Below are 16,724 nucleotides of genomic sequence, written 5' to 3' on the forward strand. Positions count from 1 at the left end.
CTGCCCACAGCCGTCGAGGAATGGGCGGCACGTAAAGTGAGTGACCGTGACGGACGCGGTCGAGGTACGGGACGTGGTGGTGCGCTACGGCGACACGCCGGCCGTCGACGGCGTGTCACTGACCGTCCCCCGTGGGCGGGTGCTTTCGCTGCTCGGGCACAACGGCGCCGGCAAGACCAGCCTGTTGCAGGTCTGTGAGGGCTTCCGCCGGGCCGACAGCGGCACGGTCCGGGTCCTCGGGCTCGACCCGATGGGTGATCACGACGCGTTGATGCCCCGCCTCGGCATCATGCTGCAGTCCGGCGGCGTCTATCCGTGGGCGACGGCCGGGGAGATCCTGCGGCTCTTCGCGAGTTTCGCCGCCACCCCGCTCGACGTCGACATGCTGCTCGACCGACTCGGGCTGCGCAAGTTCGAGCGTACGAGATGGCGCCGGCTCTCCGGGGGTGAGCAGCAGCGGCTGTCGCTGGCCGTGGCCCTGGTCGGCCGGCCCGAGCTGGTCTTCCTCGACGAGCCGACGGCGGGCATGGACACCGAGGCCCGCCACACGACCTGGCGGCTGATCGAGGAGTTGCGCGCCGACGGTGTGACCGTGCTGCTCACCACCCACCTGCTCGACGAGGCCGAGCGGCTGGCCGACGACGTGGTGATCATGCGCTCGGGGGTGGTCGCCGCGACCGGCACGCCGGCCGAGCTCACCAAGGCCGCGGGCATCGACCTGCTCGAGGTGCGCGCCGATCCGGGCCTGGTGCCCGACGGCCGGCTGGCCCACCTCAAGGTCACCGAGCCGACCCCGGGCGAATATACGATCACCGGTGCCCTCGACGCGGCGGTCATCGCCGACGTGCTGAGCTGGTTCGCCACCAAAAATGCGCAGGTCACCGCCGTGAACACCCACCGGCGCACGCTCGAAGACGTCTACCTGGCCCTGACGGCCGGAGAGAAAACCAGGGTGTACCGATGAGCGGCGCCTTCGCTCCCGCCCCCGGCCGCGCCCCCCTGCGTACGGTCGTGGCCAGCCAGATCCGCATGGAGCTCACCCTGACCGCGCGCCGCGGCGAGGCGGTGGTCCTGGCCATGGGTGTGCCGCTGCTCGTGCTGCTGGGGGCGGGCCTGACCGAGGCGACCAACGTGCCCGGCGACGACCGGCTCGCCTTCGTGGTGCCCGGCGTGCTGGCCCTGACGGTCATGTCCACCGCGTTCACCGGGCAGGCGATCACCACCGGCTACGAACGCAGTTACGGCGTGCTCAAGCGGCTCGGCGCCTCGCCGCTGACCCGGCCCGGCCTGCTCTTCGCGAAGACCACCGCCGTGCTCGGCCTGATCGTCCTGCAACTGATCACGCTGGCCGCGGTGGGTCTCGCGGTCGGCTGGCGGCCGCACCTCGGGTCGATCCTGCCGGCGCTCGGGGTCACCGTGCTGGCCACCGCGGCGTACTCGGGCCTGGCCCTTCTCATGGCCAGCCGGCTGCGGCCGGAGGCGACCACGGGCGCGGCCACCCTGATCTACGTGCTGATGCTCGCGGCCGGCGGCATCATGTTCGCCGCTCCCGACCTGGGGACCTTCGGCTGGTTCCTGCTTCCGCTGGCCGCGCACGCCGAGGCCTTGCGGGAGACCCTCTCGTACGGCGGAAGTGTGCCCACCGCGATCTGGCTCAGCCTCGGCACGTGGGCGGTCGTCTTCGTCACCGCCGCCGCCCGCACCTTCCGCTGGGAGTGATCTCTGTCCACCGTTCGGTGGACAACCGCTGACGGCCACCCGGTCGTCCCGCCGGGCCCCCGCGGACCAGCACGATCGAGGGCATGACAGCCATTGAGGTGCGGGGCCTGCGCAAGGCCTACCGGGGCCGGGAAGTGGTTAGCGGCATCGATCTCGACGTGGCCCGCGGCGAGGTGTTCGCGCTGCTCGGCCCGAACGGTGCCGGCAAGACCACGACCACCGAGATCCTGGAGGGACACCGGCGGCGCGACGGCGGCGAGGTGCGGGTGCTGGGGGCCGACCCGGGCACGGCCGGCTCGGACTGGCGGGCCCGCATCGGCATCGTGCTGCAGGACGCGGACGACGCGGCCGACCTGACCGTCGGCGAGATGGTCAAGCACGTGGCCGGCTTCTACGCCGGCCCGCGCGCGCCGGCCGAGGTGCTCGCCCTGGTCGGCCTGACCGACCGCAAGGACAGCCGGATCCGGACGCTCTCCGGCGGTCAGCGCCGCCGCCTGGACGTCGCGCTCGGCATCGTCGGACGTCCCGAGCTGCTCTTCCTCGACGAGCCGACCACCGGGTTCGACCCCGAGGCGCGGCGGAACTTCTGGGATCTGATCCGGGCGCTGGCCGGCGAGGGCACCACGATCCTGCTGACCACGCACTACCTGGAGGAGGCCGAGGCGCTGGCCGACCGGCTGGCCGTGCTGGCCGGCGGCGAGATCGTCGCCCAGGGCACCCCGGCCGCGCTCGGCGGGCGCGCGTCAGCCGGCGCCAAGGTCAGCTGGCGCGTGGACGGCGTGCTGCGCACCGAACAGGTGCCCGACCCGACCCCGCTGATCCGCGAACTGGTCGAGGCGAAGACCGACCTGAGCACGCTGACGGTCACCCGGCCCACCCTCGAGGACACCTATCTGGCCCTGATCGGAGCGCATCGATGAGCACCCTCACCCTGGGAGTCAGCCGCGGTCACGTGGAGCTGATCCAATTCTTCCGGGACCGCACGGCCCTGGTCTTCACGTTCGCCTTCCCGGGCATGCTTCTGCTGCTCTTCGGCACGATCTTCCAGGATTCGTACGATCAGCCCGGGGTCAGTGCCAGCCACGTCTTCACGGCCAGCATGATCGCGTACGGGATCCTCGCCACCGCCTTCGTGACGATGGGCGCCGGACTGGCCATGGATCGCGAGGACGGCACCCTCAAGCGCCTGCACGGCACGCCGATCAGCGCCACTTCGTACATCTTGGGCAAGCTTTTCCTGGTGTTGGTTCTCAGCGTCGCCGAGACGGTTGTCCTCATCGCGATCGGTGTATTCGTCTTCAGCATGTCCCTGCCGGATGCCTCGCACTGGCTGACCTTCGCCTGGGTCTTCCTGCTGTCGGTGATCGCCTGTTCGCTGCTGGGCATGGCGGTGAGCGCGATCGTCAAGCACGCTCGCACGGCCGGCGCCATTCTCAATGTGCCCGTGGTGGCGCTGCAATTCATCTCCGGCGTCTTCATCTACCCGGTGACTCAGCTGCCGTCCTGGCTCATCTCGGTGGCGTCGATCTTCCCGGTGAAATGGATGGCGCAGGGTTTCCGCTCCGTCTTCCTGCCCGACGGCATGCGCGTCAACGAGGCGGCCGGGCAATGGGAGCTGGGCCGCGTGGCCTTGGTGCTGGGCGCCTGGTGTGTGATCGCATTGGTGTTGTGTCTGGTGACGTTCCGGTGGACCCGGCCCGATCGGTGACGGTGGCTTCGGCGCGGTCGGATCCGGCGCGATCGGATCTGTCGCGGTCGGATCTGTCGCGCAATTTCTGGTGGGACGTCTATCTGGTGGTGATCGCGGCCGCGGTGGCAGTCGTGATCTTCGCCGCGGAGGGCCCCGGCCTGGGCGCGCGACTCGTCGCGACGGGAGCGATCGCCGGCATCGTCGTGCTGCATTTCGCGGCCGGGCGGCGGGCGATCGCGCGGGACGAGGCGCGCCCGGGTCTGCTGGTGGCCATGCTGGTGCTCTTCGCCGTGGCGGTGACGCTGGTGCCCAACGCGAACTGGATGCTCTTCAGCGTCAACCCGCTGATCTTCCAGATGGTGCCGCTCCGGACGGCGGTGTTCGCGGTGGTGGCGGTGAACGCGGTGCTGCCCGTCTCGGACCTGATCCTGCGGCCGGACGCCTTCGGGCCCGACCTCGTGATCGCCCTGATCGCGGGTGCGGCCGGTATCTTTCTCGGCACCTGGATCGTCCGGGTGGTGCAGCAGAGCCAGGAGCGGCACCGCCTGATCGGGGAGCTGGAAAGCAGCCGGGCCGAGGTCGCGCGCCTCTCCCGGGAGGCCGGGGTGACGGCCGAGCGGGCTCGGCTGGCGGGCGAGATCCACGACACGCTGGCCCAGGGCTTCACCAGCATCATCACGTTGCTGCAGGCGCCGGAACCCGATCTGGCGCTCGCGGTGCGGACCGCGCGGGAAAATCTGGCCGAGGCCCGGAGCCTGGTCGCGGCCCTCTCGCCGGCCGAGCTGACATCGGGGTCCCTGCCTTCCGCCGTACGTCGTCAGGTCGCCCGCTTCTCCGAGGAGTCCGGCGTGCCGGCCGCCCTGCGGGTCACCGGCGAGCAACGGCTGCTGCCCACGGCGATCGAGGTGGTGCTGCTTCGGGCGGCGCAGGAGGCGCTGACCAACGTCCGGCGGCACGCCCGGGCCCGGGAGGCGGCGGTTCTGCTGGCCTACACGCCGATGTCGGTGCGGCTCGTGGTGCGCGACGACGGCGGTGGATTCGTCCCCGGTGAGGCCGACGGCTACGGTCTGGCCGGCATGAGAGCGCGGGTGCAACAGGTGCGGGGAGACGTGACGGTGCGCAGCGACCCCGAAACCGGCACGACCGTCGAGGTGGAGGTGCTCGCGTGATCACGATCCTGCTGGTCGACGACCATCCGGTGGTGCGGCACGGGCTGCGCGGCATGCTCGACGCCGAACCGGACCTGACCGTGGTGGGCGAGGCGTCCTCGGGCGAACAGGGGGTCGCGCTCGCCCTCGCCCTGCGCCCCGACGTGGTGCTGATGGACCTGCGGATGCCGGGCGGCGACGGGGTGTCGGCCACCGAACGCCTCACCGCGGTGACCCCGGCGGTCCGGGTGCTGATCCTGACGACGTACGAGTCCGACCGCGACATCCTGCGGGCGATCGAGGCGGGGGCCGGCGGCTACCTGCTCAAGGACGCCTCACCGTCGGAACTGGCCGACGCGGTGCGGGCCGCCGCCCGGGGCGAGACGGTGCTGGCGCCCAGCGTGGCCTCGACCCTCATGCGGCAGGTGCGCCAACCCGCGCGCCCGTCCCTGTCGGCGCGCGAGGCCGAGGTGCTGCGGCTGGTCGCGCGCGGCCTGACCAACGCCGACATCGGCAAGGAGCTCTTCATCAGCGAGGCGACCGTGAAGACCCACCTGCTGCGCGCCTTCAACAAGCTCGACGTGGCCGACCGGACCGCCGCCGTGACCACCGCGATGCAGCACGGCTTGCTTTAGCTTCCCTTGCGTCGGCTCCCCCTGCGTCGGCTTCACAGGAACCGCCAAGGTCGCGCATAGGTCTACGCGAGGCGGAACGCGCACCGTTGCTGAGGTGTCACCAGGAAGGGGACACCGACGAACGGAGGCGGATCATGGAACGAGAGACCGGCCGGCGACGGGCGGCACTGCTCACCGGCGTCCTGGTGGCGGCGAGCGCGGTAGGGACCGCGGCTGTGGCCGCCGCCGCGTACGCATCTTCAGCGCCAACCACGACGACGACCACCGATGAGTCCGCGACCTCTGATTCGTCGTCCTCGACCACTACCGGGGACTATCCGTCGCTCTCCGACGACAGCAGCGACAGCGGTACCAGCGGTGGCGGCCAGGCGACTTCGGGAGGTTCCTGAGATGCCGCTCGTCGAGACCCTGCCGGTGGGAGCTGACACCGCCCAATGGGACGTGTGGGGAACGACGGCTCGGGTCGTCGTGACCTCGCCGGACAAGTGCGACGAAGCAGCCGCGATTGTCCGGGCCGGACTGGCGGCGGTCGACCAGGCGTGCAGCCGGTTCCGCGCCGACTGCGAGTTGCGCGCGGCCTGCCGTTCCGGACGCCCGGTGACGGTCAGCCCGCTGCTCGCCGAGCTGGTCGAGGCCGCGTTGACGGCGGCCCGGGAGACCGGCGGTGACGTCGACCCGACCGTGGGCGCGGCGATGTGCGGGCTCGGCTACGACCGGGACTTCGCCGAACTGACCGGCCGCCCGGTGGCGCCGGCCGTCCGCGTCTTCGACTCGCCCGGCTGGCGGTCGGTGCGACTGCGTGACCGCGAGCTGACCGTGCCCGACGGCGTGCTCCTGGACCTGGGCGCCACCGCCAAGGCGGTAGCCGCTGACCGAGCCGCCGCGCGCGTGTTCGCTGAGCTGGATGTCGGCGTGCTGGTCGCGCTGGGCGGCGACCTCGCGACCGCCGGTCCCGCTCCCGAGGGCGGCTGGCGAGTGCTGGTCCAGGACCGTCCGGGAGACCCTTCCTGCACCGTACGGCTCCCGGCCGGCGCCGCTCTGGCCACCTCCAGCACAGCGTCGCGCACGTGGGGCCGCCCCGGCGAGCTGCTGCACCACATCGTCGACCCCCGCACCGGCCGTCCGGCCGCTCCCGTCTGGCGCACGGTGTCAGTCGCCGCTCATTCGTGCCTGCGCGCCAACACGCTGAGCACCGCCGCCATGGTCCGCGGTGAGCGCGCTCCGGCCCTGCTCGGCCGCGCACCGTCGCGGTTGGTCACACCGTCGCTCGACGTGCTGCGCCTCGGCGGGTGGCCGTCTCCCGTTGCTCCTTTCGCGAGGCATTCTTCGCAGGTGCGGCATGGCTGATGCGCTCTGGTACTTCGCCCGCGGCAGCGGGGTGATCTCGCTGGTGCTGTTGACCGTGGTGGTCGCGCTGGGCATCGGGGCCCGCAGCGGCCGGACGGCGTTCGGGCTGCCCCGCTTCGCGGTGAACCTGCTGCACCGCAACGCGGCCCTGCTCGCAGTCGTGTTCCTGGTCGGGCACGTGGTCGGCCTGCTCTTCGACCCGTACGCCCAACTGCGCGTCTTCGACCTGGTGGTGCCGTTCGCAGGCAACTACCGCCCGGTCTGGCAGGGCTTCGGCACGCTGGCGTTCGACCTCGTGATCGCGATCGTGGTCACCAGCCTCCTGCGGCACCGCCTGGGCGCCCGCACCTGGCGGGCCGTGCACTGGCTGGCGTACCTCTGCTGGCCGATCGCGCTGCTGCACGGCCTCGGCACCGGCACGGACAACGGCACGGCCTGGCTCTGGTCGATCGCCGCCCTCTGCGCCGCCACCGTCCTGGCCGCCGTCGCCTGGCGCCTCACCCCGTCCTTCACCCGATATCCCCACCGCGCCGACCGCCAGGTCAACTCCCGGCTGCTCCCCGCCGTAGCGCCGACGTCAGGCAGCACACCGACACCCGCCGGCGCCCCGTCGCCCCATGCCGGCACGTCACCCCATACCGGCAGCCCTACCCCAGCGGGCATGCCCGGCGTCCCTGAGGAGGCACGATGACCAGCGTCGTGGAGGCGCCGCCCGGCAGCCGGGTGCAGCTTCGGCTGCTGGCCGGCACGCACGATGGGCGGCTCGACAGTCACCTCGCCCAGCATGGACGCCTTCCGGTGCTGGACGCCGCCCAGGTGATCGGCCTGGCCCGGGATGCGGGGCTCACCGGCCGGGGCGGCGCCGGGTTCCCGGTGTGGCGCAAGCTCAGCGCCGTCGCGGCGGCCGGTCGCCCGCCGGTGGTGATCGCGAACGGGGCGGAAGGCGAACCGGCCAGCGGTAAGGATCGTGCGCTTCTGACGTACGCGCCGAATCTGGTCCTCGACGGTCTGCAACTGGCGGCCCTGGGCGCGCAGAGCGCAGTCCTGTATGTGCCGGCGGCAGCTCACCGGCCCCTCCAGACTCTGATCGACGCTCGTCGCCGGGCCGGGCTCGACCGGGTGCCGGTTCGGCTGGTCGCGGCGCCGGATGCGTTCGTGGCGGGGGAGGAGACGGCGGCTGCGGCCGCGGTGGCGGGCCGGGGTGCGGTGCCGGCCGACAAACTGGTGCGGATCACCGAGTCGGGACCGGGCGGTTCGCCGACGCTGGTGCAGAACGTCGAGACGCTTGCCCACCTGGCCATGATCGCCCGGTACGGGCCGGGGTGGTTCCGCGCCGCGGGCACGGCCGATGAGCCGGGCACGTTCCTGGCCACGATCAGTGGCGCGGTCGCCTCACCGGGTGTGGTCGAGGCCGGCTACGGCGTGGCGCTGGGTGACCTGATTTCGGCTGCGGGCGGTGCCACCTCTGCGCTGAGCGCGGTGCTGGTGGGGGGATATCACGGCGGATGGGTGCCGGCGGCGGCCGCGCTGCCGGTCAGCCGGGCGGCCCTCACCGCGTACGGGGCAAGCCCGGGCGCCGGTGTGATCGTCGCTCTGCCCCGGCACGCCTGCGGGTTGATGGAGACGGCGCGGATCGCGGGATATCTGGCGGATCAGGCGGCCGGCCAATGTGGACCGTGCGTGAACGGCTTGCCGCGTCTCGCGAGCACACTCACCGATCTCGCGCACCGCCGGGCCCGTCCCGGACTGCCCGCCGAGGTCGACCGGCTCGCGCGCCTGGTGACCGGCCGGGGCGCCTGTCGTCACCCGGACGGCACCGCCCGGCTCATTCTGAGCGCGATGCACGCTTTCGAACCGGACGTCGCCGCTCATCTCGCGGGCCGCTGCCTGGCTGCCGGGGCGAGCCGATGAAACGCGGAGATGCGGGTCTGAGCCCAGCAGGTGCGGCAGTGAATCAGGGAGGGGGCGTTGTGAGCCGGTTGCATGTCGACTGGACCGCGTGTGACGGGCGGGGGCTCTGTGCGGAGCTGCTGCCGGAGTTGCTGGCCGAGGACGACTGGGGCTATCCGGTGCCGAAGGGCGACCTGACGGTGCCGCCGGCCCTGGAGCCGGCGGCACGTCAAGCGGTGGACCGATGCCCGGCCCTGGCGTTGCGTCTGACCGCGGTCAGCGCAGAGCGAGCGCCCGCTTCATCGTGAAGAACAGGTCGGTCTGGTTGGTCACGCCGAGCACGTTGGCCGCCTGCGGGCCGCCGGCGGCGATCCGGACCTCGGTGCCGGTGTGCTGCTGCGAACCGGTGATCTCGGACGTCGCGTAGGAGATCGTCATGTTCGCGTTGTCGTGGGTGACCAGCGTGGCCGTGTAGCCGAGGGTGGCCTCCTCGACGATCTGGCTGGTGTGGCCGTGGTCGGCGGTCACCACGACGAGGGTGTCGGGGTGCTGCTTCTGGTATTCGAGCACCTTCTTGACGGCGGCGTCGAAGGCGACGGTCTCACCGATCTGGCCGCACGGGTTGGCCGCGTGGTCCTGCTTGTCGATCGAGGCACCCTCGATCTGCAGGAAGAAGCCCTTCTTGCTGCGCTTGGTCTGCTGGTCCAGCACGTTCAGGGCCTTGCCGGCCATGTCGACCAGGTGCGGCTGCGAGGCCGTACGGGCCGTGTTGACCGCACATGTGGCCGGCGCGGTACCCGTACGGGTCGGGGTCGGGCCGACCCACTCGAGGTCCATGTTGTTCTTGGCGAACGCGCCCAGGATCGGCTTGTCGCCCCTGGCCGCGCTCAGCCCGGCGGCGTCGGTGACGACCTGGTAACCATTCGCCTGGGCCTGCTGGGTCACGGTCAGACCCTTGTACTGGCCGGCCTTGACGGTCTGGTCGAAGTACTGCTTGCCCCCGCCCAGCAGGACGTCCGGCTTGGTCTGCACGAGCTGCTCGGCGATCGAGCCGGCGCCGCCGTTCACCTTGTCGTTGACGGCGCAGGCGGCCATCGCGTCCGGGCCCTTGCAGTCGCGGCTGACGACGTGCGAGCCGAGCACGGCCGGGGTGGCGTCCTGCAGCTCGGCGGTGCTGACGTCACCGGTCTTGTAGCCGGCCTTCTTGGCGAGCTCGAGGATCGTCGGCACCGGCTTCTCGTTCGGCAGCACCGAGATCGCGCCGTTGTAGGTCTTGTGGCCGGTCGCCCAGCCCGAACCCGACGCGGCCGAGTCGGTCACGTAGTCGGGCTTCGACGGGTCGGCCTTCTGCACCGCGTAGGTGGTGTAGGCGCCGGTCAGCGGCAGCTTGTCCATGGCCAGCCGGCCGTTCGCGCCGACCTGGTAGTTGCGGGCGATGGTGATCTCGCTGTCGCCCATACCGTCACCGATGAGCAGGATGACGTTGCGAGCCGAACCGCCCTTGATCGCCTGCTTGGCGGCCCAGGTGCGGTCCTGGTGCGCGTCGCCGGCCAGAGCGACCGACGGCACCGCGACGACCGTGGTCGCCACCAGCGCCAAGGCGAGGCGGCCACGACGGGAACGCAGAGCATTCATGAATGCGCACTCCAATATGCGTTGATGCATTGTCGAGGCCCACGCCATCAGCTTTTCTTGAAGCCCCGGTGGCCGGAAAGTGACGCCTCGGCCAACTCGGGCCGGAGGGGACGTTCGACGTGAACGGACAACAACCAGGTGCTGTCAGTTCCCTGAGATCGGTGCGACACGTAAGTGGAGACGCCTCCCCGTTTGGTGCGCCTATCTAAGCTCGTCCGGTGAGGTGGGTGCGGCTGGTCCTGGCGGTGATGATCAGTGCTGCCGCGGCCCTGGCGGTGGTCCGGCTGGTCGCCCCGGCCGACGGCCAGTCCGGCGTACGGCGGCAGCTGGCCTTCCTGCGCACCGAGCTGGAGTCCGGGGCGGCCGAGGACGCGCAGCGGCTCTTCCCCGAGGGCTACTTCTTCTCGTACGCGTTGTATGGCCTGACCGCCGTCGACCTGGGCCGCCTGGACGACGCGCGGTGGGCGCTGGCCCGGCTCGAATCGGACGCCGGCCGCGCCCCGTTCACCGGCGAGATGCCCCTGCGGTACGGCGTCTTCTACCGCGGCTGGGTCAACTGGCTGCGCGGCGGCATCCTCTCGCACGAGCCCGCCGCCGCCCGGGACGCCGCCCAGCTGCGCGCCTTCGAGCAGGACTCGGCCGAGATCGCCGCCGCCTTCGACACCTCACCGACCCCGTTCCTGGTGTCCTACCCCGGAAAGGCGTGGCCAGTCGACTCGACGGTCGCCCTGGCCTCGCTGCGCCTGCGCGACAAACTGCTGACCCCCGCGTACGACGTCACCGCCATCCGCTGGCTGGCCAACGTGCAGGCCCGTCTCGACCCCACCACCCAGCTCATGCCACACACCGCCGACGCCGAGACGGGCGAGCCGACGTCAGGTGCGCAGGGCACGTCGCAGAGCCTGATCAACCGCTTCCTGCCCGAGATCGACCAGGACTTCGCCCGCCAGCAGTACGCCCGCTTCCGCACGTGGTTCCTGGACGCCCCACTGGGCCTGGGCCCGACAATCCGCGAGCACCCGACCGGGATCGACGGCCCGGCGAACGTCGACTCGGGCCCGCTGGTCTTGGGCGTGAGCCTGTCGGCCACAGCAGTGACGATCGGCACCGCCAAAGTCCACGGCGACGAAACCCTGGCCGACGGCCTCTCCCGCTTCGGCGAAGTGGCTGGCCTGCCCATCTACACCCCAGGAGCCAAGCGCTACGCCTTCGGAGCCGCCCCCATCGGCGACGCCTTCCTGGCCTGGTCGAAGTCCGCCCGCCCCTGGGTCGCCGCGGTCCCGGTCGAGCCGCCGTCCCGCTTCCTGTCCCGCTGGTGGCAATTGCCGCTGCTGACGCTGTTCCTGGCCGTTGGCCTGGCGCCGTGGTTGCTGGGTGCCGCCTGGCGGCGGACTCCGCGCCGTCGCTGACCGGTGTCGGCGGTTTGGGCGGAGTATTCCTATCTGCTCTGAAACAGCCTTGCAGTCCGGTTCGGGATAGGTGGCGATCGAGCCCGGAGGGCGGTTGTCGGCAGAGGTGGCGTTGGGCCGTAAGGCCTATTTGGGACGAAAAAAGCGTTCCGCCGTTAACGCGGTGATAGGCCGGTTAGATTACGGAAGGCGCGACTCTCTCGCGTTGCTTACACCGGCCCGGCCGGTTCCCCGAGCCGCCCTCAGGTGCGGTGCCCGAACAGGCAAACCCGTCGCAAGGCGGGGACGCAAAGCCAGGGGCCTCCCTCCATGGAGGCAGCCCAGCCGCCGAAGGAGAAAGAAAGACATGCGCGATTCCAAAGCCCATGCAGCCACGAGCGGCTCGGTTCCGTTCATGCTGCGCGGCCCCAAGTCCGTGCGCACGACCCTCGCGGTCGCCGTAGCGGCCGCGATCGGCTTCGCCCCGGCCGTGATGGTCGCCTCGCCGGCCTACGCCGTGCCGGGCGAGATCACACGTGTAGGCACCACCGACATCGACGTTACCGAAGGCGGCCGGATCGAGATCCGCCTCAACCGTGAGACCGGCGGACCGGTCACCGAGCAGGAGGTGACTTGGATCGCCACGGGAGGTGACCTGCCAGCCGCTGACTCGGATGATGTCGTCTCGATGTCCGGCACCGTCGTCTTCCCGGCCGCCACCAACGCGACCTCGCCGCAGTCGCAGACCATCTCGATCCAGACGGTCAACGACACGATGGACGAGGAGGACGTCGAGAACCTGGACATCGCGATCACGGTGCCGGGCAGCTCCATTCCGGTGACCGCCCACATCAAGGACAACGATGCTCCGCCGACCTACCGGCTGATGGTCGACGACACGACTCCCGACGAGGGTGCGAGCTCGGTCAAGGTCTCGGCCATGCTCAGTGCTCCGTCGGGCAAGGAAGTCAGGATCCCCGTCAGCACCACCCCCGGCTCCGCCAAGGCGGGCGCGGAACAGGACTACGTCGCGCTGGCCAGTGACGCCGTCCTTACCGTTCCGGTCGGGAGCTACGACAGCAGCGTCGAGTCGATCACAATCAACAACGACCACCTGTACGAGGAGCAGACGCAGTCGTTCACCGTCAAGAGCTCCAGCAGCACGACGGCCAGCGGCACTCAGTCGGTTACGGTCGGGATCGAGGACAACGAGGAGCAGCCCGAGATCAACGTGGAGGCCGTGGACGCGGCCCCCGAGGGCACTGACCTTGATTACCTCGTGTCGCTTTCCGGCCCTCGCTCGGAGCGGCCCGTCTCGGCGACTTGGACTACGGCTGACGGTGTTGGGTCTGACTTCGTGCCAGACCCGACTGACCCTGTGGGCCGCGCTACCGCCAGCAGTGACTACAACGGCGGTACTGGCACGGTGACGTTCCGCGCGGCGACGGGCGAGGACGACAGCACCGAGGCCAACAAGCAGCAGCACGTCAAGATCCGTACGCTGCGTGACTCTATTGACGAGATCGACCCCGAGGCTTTGCATCTCACGCTGTCGAAGCCGGTGATCGGCAAGCTCGGTGACAAGAGCGTGGCTACTGGCAGGATCACCGACGAGAACCTGCCGCCGGAGGTGCGGCTGCTTCCAACCACTCGCTCTGCGGCCGAGGGCAACTCGGGCCAGAAGGCGCAGACCTTTACTGTGCGTCTGGACAAGGCCTCGGGCCGGAAGGTCGTCGTCAACTACGCGACCGACGAAAGCAGCGCCAAGCAGGGTTCTGACTTCATCATGTCGTCCGGTTCCTTGATCTTCCAGCCGGGCGAGACGGAGAAGACGTTCTCGGTCAACGTCGTGGGCGACACTGCGCTCGAGCTCGACGAGAAATTCACCGTTACTCTGACCGTTCCCACCGGCGTCGCCGAGCTGGCGACGTCGGCCAACGGTCCGCAAGATTTCACCATCAGGAATGACGACTCGACGGCGACCTACTCAGTCGCACCGCTCAGCGTGAAGGAAGGCTCGGAGGGCACCGTAGCGGTCCTTCCGATCAAGCTCAGCGCGGCGACCGACACGAACGCGGCCTTCACCGTGACGCCATCGGGCACGCCCGGGCCGGGCGTTGCCACGAACACCGGGGCGGGCCTGGGTGAGGTCGACTACGTCGCGCCGGCCACTCCTGTGATCATCCCGGCCGGTCAGACAACCGGCTATGCCTACTTCTTGGTCAACGGGGATGACGTCTACGAGGGCGACGAGTCGTTCACCCTCACGGTCTCACCGACGACGCTCACCGAGACCCTCGTGACCGGGACGGGCAAGACGGCCAAGGTCACGATCACCGACGATGACGCCGCTCCGTCCCTGCAGATCAACGACGCCGACGCCGAAGAGGGCGACGACGTCCAGCTCACCGCGGTGACGGTCGGCGCGGCTCAGAACACGCTGACCTACAACGTCACTCTGCGCGGCGGCTCGGTCAACGGCAGCGTCGCCGCCTCGGCGAACGACTTCACCGACCCGGGCACGGTCGGCGTCACCATCGACGGTGGCACGATCTCCGGCACCACGGTCCGCGTCGGCGACCCGGTCACGGTGGCCGACGACGAGGCCTCCGAGCCGGCCGAGACCGTTCTCATCACCGGTAGCGCCTTCGGCACCGCCGGCAAGGTGGTCCCCGGCACGCTGACCATCGCGGCCAACGACGGCGCGGACGAGGTTCCCACCAACCCGGGCGAGCCCGGTGAGCCCGGCGAGTCGCCGAAGCCCACTATTTTCGCCCCGGCCACGGTCAACGGTGCGGCCAACGTCACGATCACCGGTAAGGTCGCGGCCAACGCCACGGTCGAGCTGTGGGGTGCCCCGATCGGCGGCGGCGCTCCGGCCTGGATCGCCAACACCAAGGCCACCGCGACCGGCAACTACTCGTTCACGCGTTCGATCGTCCAGGGCATGCGTTTCGTCACGCAGTCCAAGGAGGTCAACTCCAACGAGGCGCGGGTGCTGGTCAACCAGTGGGCGTCCCTGACGGCGACCTCGCCCTCGAAGGGTCGCGTCTCGGTGACCGTCAAGACCAGCCCGAACGCCAACGGCCGCAAGGTCGTCGTCCAGCGCTGGACCGGCCCCAACACCTGGACCAACCTCCTGGTGAGCCGGGCCAACGTGAACGGCGCCTACGCCGCCACGACGGTGGTGCCCTCGGGCACGATCGCGCTCCGCGCCTGGGTCGAGGGTGACGCCGGCCGGGGCATCAACGGCCCGGGTTGGTCGGACATCGTCCGCCCGGTCATCAAGTAAGCCCCAGTAAGTAGGACGGGGGCGGCCAGCTGGCCGCCCCCGTTCTTTGCGTGATGGCTCAGTCGACCTCGACCACCGCCTGGGCGAACTGCGCCGAATACAACCGGGCGTAAGCCCCGTCCGCCGCGATCAGCTCGTCGTGCGTTCCTTGCTCGACGATGCGTCCTTCTTCCATCACCAGGATCAGGTCGGCGTCGCGGATGGTTGACAGGCGGTGGGCGATCACGAACGACGTGCGGCCCTCGCGCAGGGTGGCCATCGCCCTCTGGATCAGCACCTCGGTGCGGGTGTCGACCGAGCTGGTCGCCTCGTCGAGGATCAGGATGCTGGGCTCGGCCAGGAAGGCCCGGGCGATCGTGATCAGCTGTTTCTGGCCGGCGCTGACGTTCGAGCCCTCCTCGTCGATCACCGTGTCGTAGCCGTCGGGGAGCGTCCGGACGAACTGGTCGACGTGGGCCGCCTCGGCCGCCTTGATCACCGAGTCCATGTCGAAGGAGTCGGCGCCGTACGCGATGTTCTCGGCGATTGTGCCGCCGAACAGCCACGTGTCCTGCAAGACCATCCCGATCTCCTCGCGGAGCAGCGAGCGCGGCATCGTCGCGATGTCCACCCCGTCGAGCAGGATGCGGCCGGAGTCCACGTCGTAGAACCGCATCAGCAGGTTGACCAGGGTGGTCTTCCCGGCGCCGGTCGGTCCGACCACCGCCACCGTCTGACCCGGCGCGACGTCGAGCGACAGGTGCTCGATGAGCGGCTTGTCCGGCAGGTAGCGGAACGAGACATCGTCGAACGTCACGTGGCCGCGTACGTCGTCGAGGCCCTCGAAAGCGGGATCGGGGGACTGTTCCGGCGCGTCGAGCAGGGCGAACACCCGCTCGGCGGAGGCCACGCCCGACTGGATCAGGTTGGCCATCGACGCCACCTGGGTGAGCGGCTGGCTGAACTGCCGCGAGTACGTGATGAACGCCTGCACCTCGCCCAGCGTCAGCGAACCGGAGGCCACCCGCAGACCGCCGACCACCGCCACCAGCACGTAGTTCAGGTTGCTGATGAACATCATGGCCGGCTGGATCAGGCCGCTGATGAACTGCGCGCGGAACGACGACGCGTACAGCTTGTTGTTGTGCTCGGCGAAGACGGCGTTGGCCTCGTCCTGGCGGCCGAAGACCTTCACCAGTGAGTGACCGGTGAACATCTCCTCGATGTGACCGTTGAGCTTGCCGGTGGTGGCCCACTGGGCGACGAAGTTGGGCTGTGAGCGCTTGCCCACGGCCGTCGTCACGAGGAACGAGACCGGCACCGTCACCAGCGCGATCAGCGCCAGCAGGGGGGAGATCCAGAACATCGCGCCGAGCACGCCGACGATCGTCAGCAGGGCGGTGGTCAGCTGGGCGAACGTCTGTTGCAGGGTCTGGGCGATGTTGTCGGTGTCGTTGGTGGCCCGGCTCAGCACCTCGCCGCGCGGCTGCTGGTCGAAATACGACAGCGGCAGCCGGGACAGCTTGGTCTCGACCTGCTCGCGCAGGCGGTAGACCGCCGTCTGCACCACGGTCGCCGTGAGGCGGCCCTGCAGCACACCGAACACCCAGGCGAAGACGTAGATCAGCGCGACCCACATCAGCACCTGGGCCAGGCGGTCGAAGTCGATGCCCCGGCCGGGCGTGAAGTCGATCGCGCCGAGCAGGTCGGCCTGCGTGTTCTCGCCCCGGGCCCGCAGCGCGGCGATCGCCTCGGCCTTGGTGACGTTGCCGTCGACCATGTTGCCGACGACGCCGGCGAAGATGACGTCGGTGGCGTGGCCCAGCAGGTAGGGCCCGATCACCGACAGGGCGACGCTGATCGCGCCGGCCAGCATGACCACGCCGACCAGGACACGCTGCGGCTTCAGCAGGCCGAGCAGGCGCTTGGTGGACCCCTTGAAGTCCTGGAGCTTCTCGGTCGGAGCGGGTCCCGCCATCATCCGTACGGCGGGAGGTCCGC

14 protein-coding genes and 1 riboswitch are annotated in these 16,724 nt (G+C 70.2%); of the genes, 12 read left to right on the top strand and 2 right to left on the bottom strand.

Going from position 1 to position 16,724, the window contains the following annotated elements; translation table 11 throughout:
- Positions 1 to 46: 46 nt before the first annotated feature.
- The 10 genes from NAG42_RS23540 to NAG42_RS23585 all read left to right on the top strand — a co-directional run bounded on the left by NAG42_RS23540 (position 47) and on the right by NAG42_RS23585 (position 8,737).
- Complete coding sequence (locus tag NAG42_RS23540; RefSeq protein WP_250033118.1) at positions 47 to 964, top strand: ABC transporter ATP-binding protein; 918 nt, start codon at positions 47 to 49, stop codon at positions 962 to 964.
- The gene (locus NAG42_RS23545) at positions 961 to 1,719 is read left to right on the top strand and encodes an ABC transporter permease (RefSeq protein WP_250033120.1); all 759 of its coding nucleotides are present in this window, start codon (positions 961 to 963) and stop codon (positions 1,717 to 1,719) included. The genes NAG42_RS23540 and NAG42_RS23545 overlap by 4 nt, the downstream gene beginning before the upstream one ends.
- Before the next feature lie 74 nt (positions 1,720 to 1,793).
- Complete coding sequence (locus NAG42_RS23550) at positions 1,794 to 2,639, top strand: ABC transporter ATP-binding protein (protein ID WP_438872444.1); 846 nt, start codon at positions 1,794 to 1,796, stop codon at positions 2,637 to 2,639.
- The gene (locus NAG42_RS23555) at positions 2,636 to 3,427 is read left to right on the top strand and encodes an ABC transporter permease (protein WP_250033122.1); all 792 of its coding nucleotides are present in this window, start codon (positions 2,636 to 2,638) and stop codon (positions 3,425 to 3,427) included. The genes NAG42_RS23550 and NAG42_RS23555 overlap by 4 nt, the downstream gene beginning before the upstream one ends.
- Positions 3,388 to 4,578 (top strand): sensor histidine kinase, encoded by a 1,191-nt coding sequence (locus NAG42_RS23560; RefSeq protein ID WP_250033124.1) that lies wholly within the window; start codon positions 3,388 to 3,390, stop codon positions 4,576 to 4,578. The genes NAG42_RS23555 and NAG42_RS23560 overlap by 40 nt, the downstream gene beginning before the upstream one ends.
- Entirely contained in the window at positions 4,575 to 5,192 is a 618-nt protein-coding gene (locus NAG42_RS23565; RefSeq protein WP_250033125.1) for a response regulator, read from the top strand. The genes NAG42_RS23560 and NAG42_RS23565 overlap by 4 nt, the downstream gene beginning before the upstream one ends.
- Positions 5,193 to 5,582: 390 nt before the next feature.
- Positions 5,583 to 6,539, top strand: coding sequence for an FAD:protein FMN transferase (locus NAG42_RS23570; RefSeq protein ID WP_250033127.1), 957 nt, complete (start codon positions 5,583 to 5,585; stop codon positions 6,537 to 6,539).
- Entirely contained in the window at positions 6,532 to 7,230 is a 699-nt protein-coding gene (locus tag NAG42_RS23575; protein WP_250033128.1) for a ferric reductase-like transmembrane domain-containing protein, read from the top strand. Before NAG42_RS23570 ends, NAG42_RS23575 begins: the two co-directional genes overlap by 8 nt.
- Entirely contained in the window at positions 7,227 to 8,450 is a 1,224-nt protein-coding gene (locus tag NAG42_RS23580; protein WP_250033130.1) for an NADH-ubiquinone oxidoreductase-F iron-sulfur binding region domain-containing protein, read from the top strand. The genes NAG42_RS23575 and NAG42_RS23580 overlap by 4 nt, the downstream gene beginning before the upstream one ends.
- Before the next feature lie 59 nt (positions 8,451 to 8,509).
- Complete coding sequence (locus NAG42_RS23585; protein ID WP_250033132.1) at positions 8,510 to 8,737, top strand: ferredoxin; 228 nt, start codon at positions 8,510 to 8,512, stop codon at positions 8,735 to 8,737.
- Here NAG42_RS23585 and phoA read toward each other — a convergent pair.
- On the bottom strand, positions 8,706 to 10,064 hold the full coding sequence (gene phoA / locus NAG42_RS23590) for an alkaline phosphatase (protein ID WP_250033134.1): 1,359 nt from the start codon (positions 10,062 to 10,064) through the stop codon (positions 8,706 to 8,708). The genes NAG42_RS23585 and phoA overlap by 32 nt on opposite strands.
- A 218-nt stretch (positions 10,065 to 10,282) precedes the next feature.
- Here phoA and NAG42_RS23595 point away from each other — a divergent pair, with 218 nt between their 5' ends.
- Both NAG42_RS23595 and NAG42_RS23600 read left to right on the top strand, forming a co-directional pair.
- Positions 10,283 to 11,473 carry a hypothetical protein gene (locus NAG42_RS23595; protein WP_250033135.1) on the top strand — a complete coding sequence of 397 codons (1,191 nt, stop codon included), beginning with the start codon at positions 10,283 to 10,285 and terminating at the stop codon, positions 11,471 to 11,473.
- 252 nt (positions 11,474 to 11,725) lie between these two features.
- Positions 11,726 to 11,805: riboswitch (cyclic di-GMP riboswitch) on the top strand.
- Positions 11,806 to 11,819: 14 nt separating this feature from the next.
- Positions 11,820 to 14,744: a Calx-beta domain-containing protein gene (locus NAG42_RS23600; protein ID WP_250033137.1), complete on the top strand. Its 2,925-nt coding sequence runs from the start codon at positions 11,820 to 11,822 to the stop codon at positions 14,742 to 14,744.
- A gap of 58 nt (positions 14,745 to 14,802) precedes the next feature.
- On the opposite strand, the gene NAG42_RS23605 is transcribed toward NAG42_RS23600, so the two are convergent.
- The gene (locus NAG42_RS23605) at positions 14,803 to 16,704 is read right to left on the bottom strand and encodes an ABC transporter ATP-binding protein (RefSeq protein WP_250033485.1); all 1,902 of its coding nucleotides are present in this window, start codon (positions 16,702 to 16,704) and stop codon (positions 14,803 to 14,805) included.
- Between the last annotated feature and the right edge of the window lie 20 nt (positions 16,705 to 16,724).

This window comes from Paractinoplanes maris (assembly GCF_023544465.1).
Taxonomy (GTDB): Bacteria; Actinomycetota; Actinomycetes; order Mycobacteriales; family Micromonosporaceae; genus Actinoplanes; species Actinoplanes maris.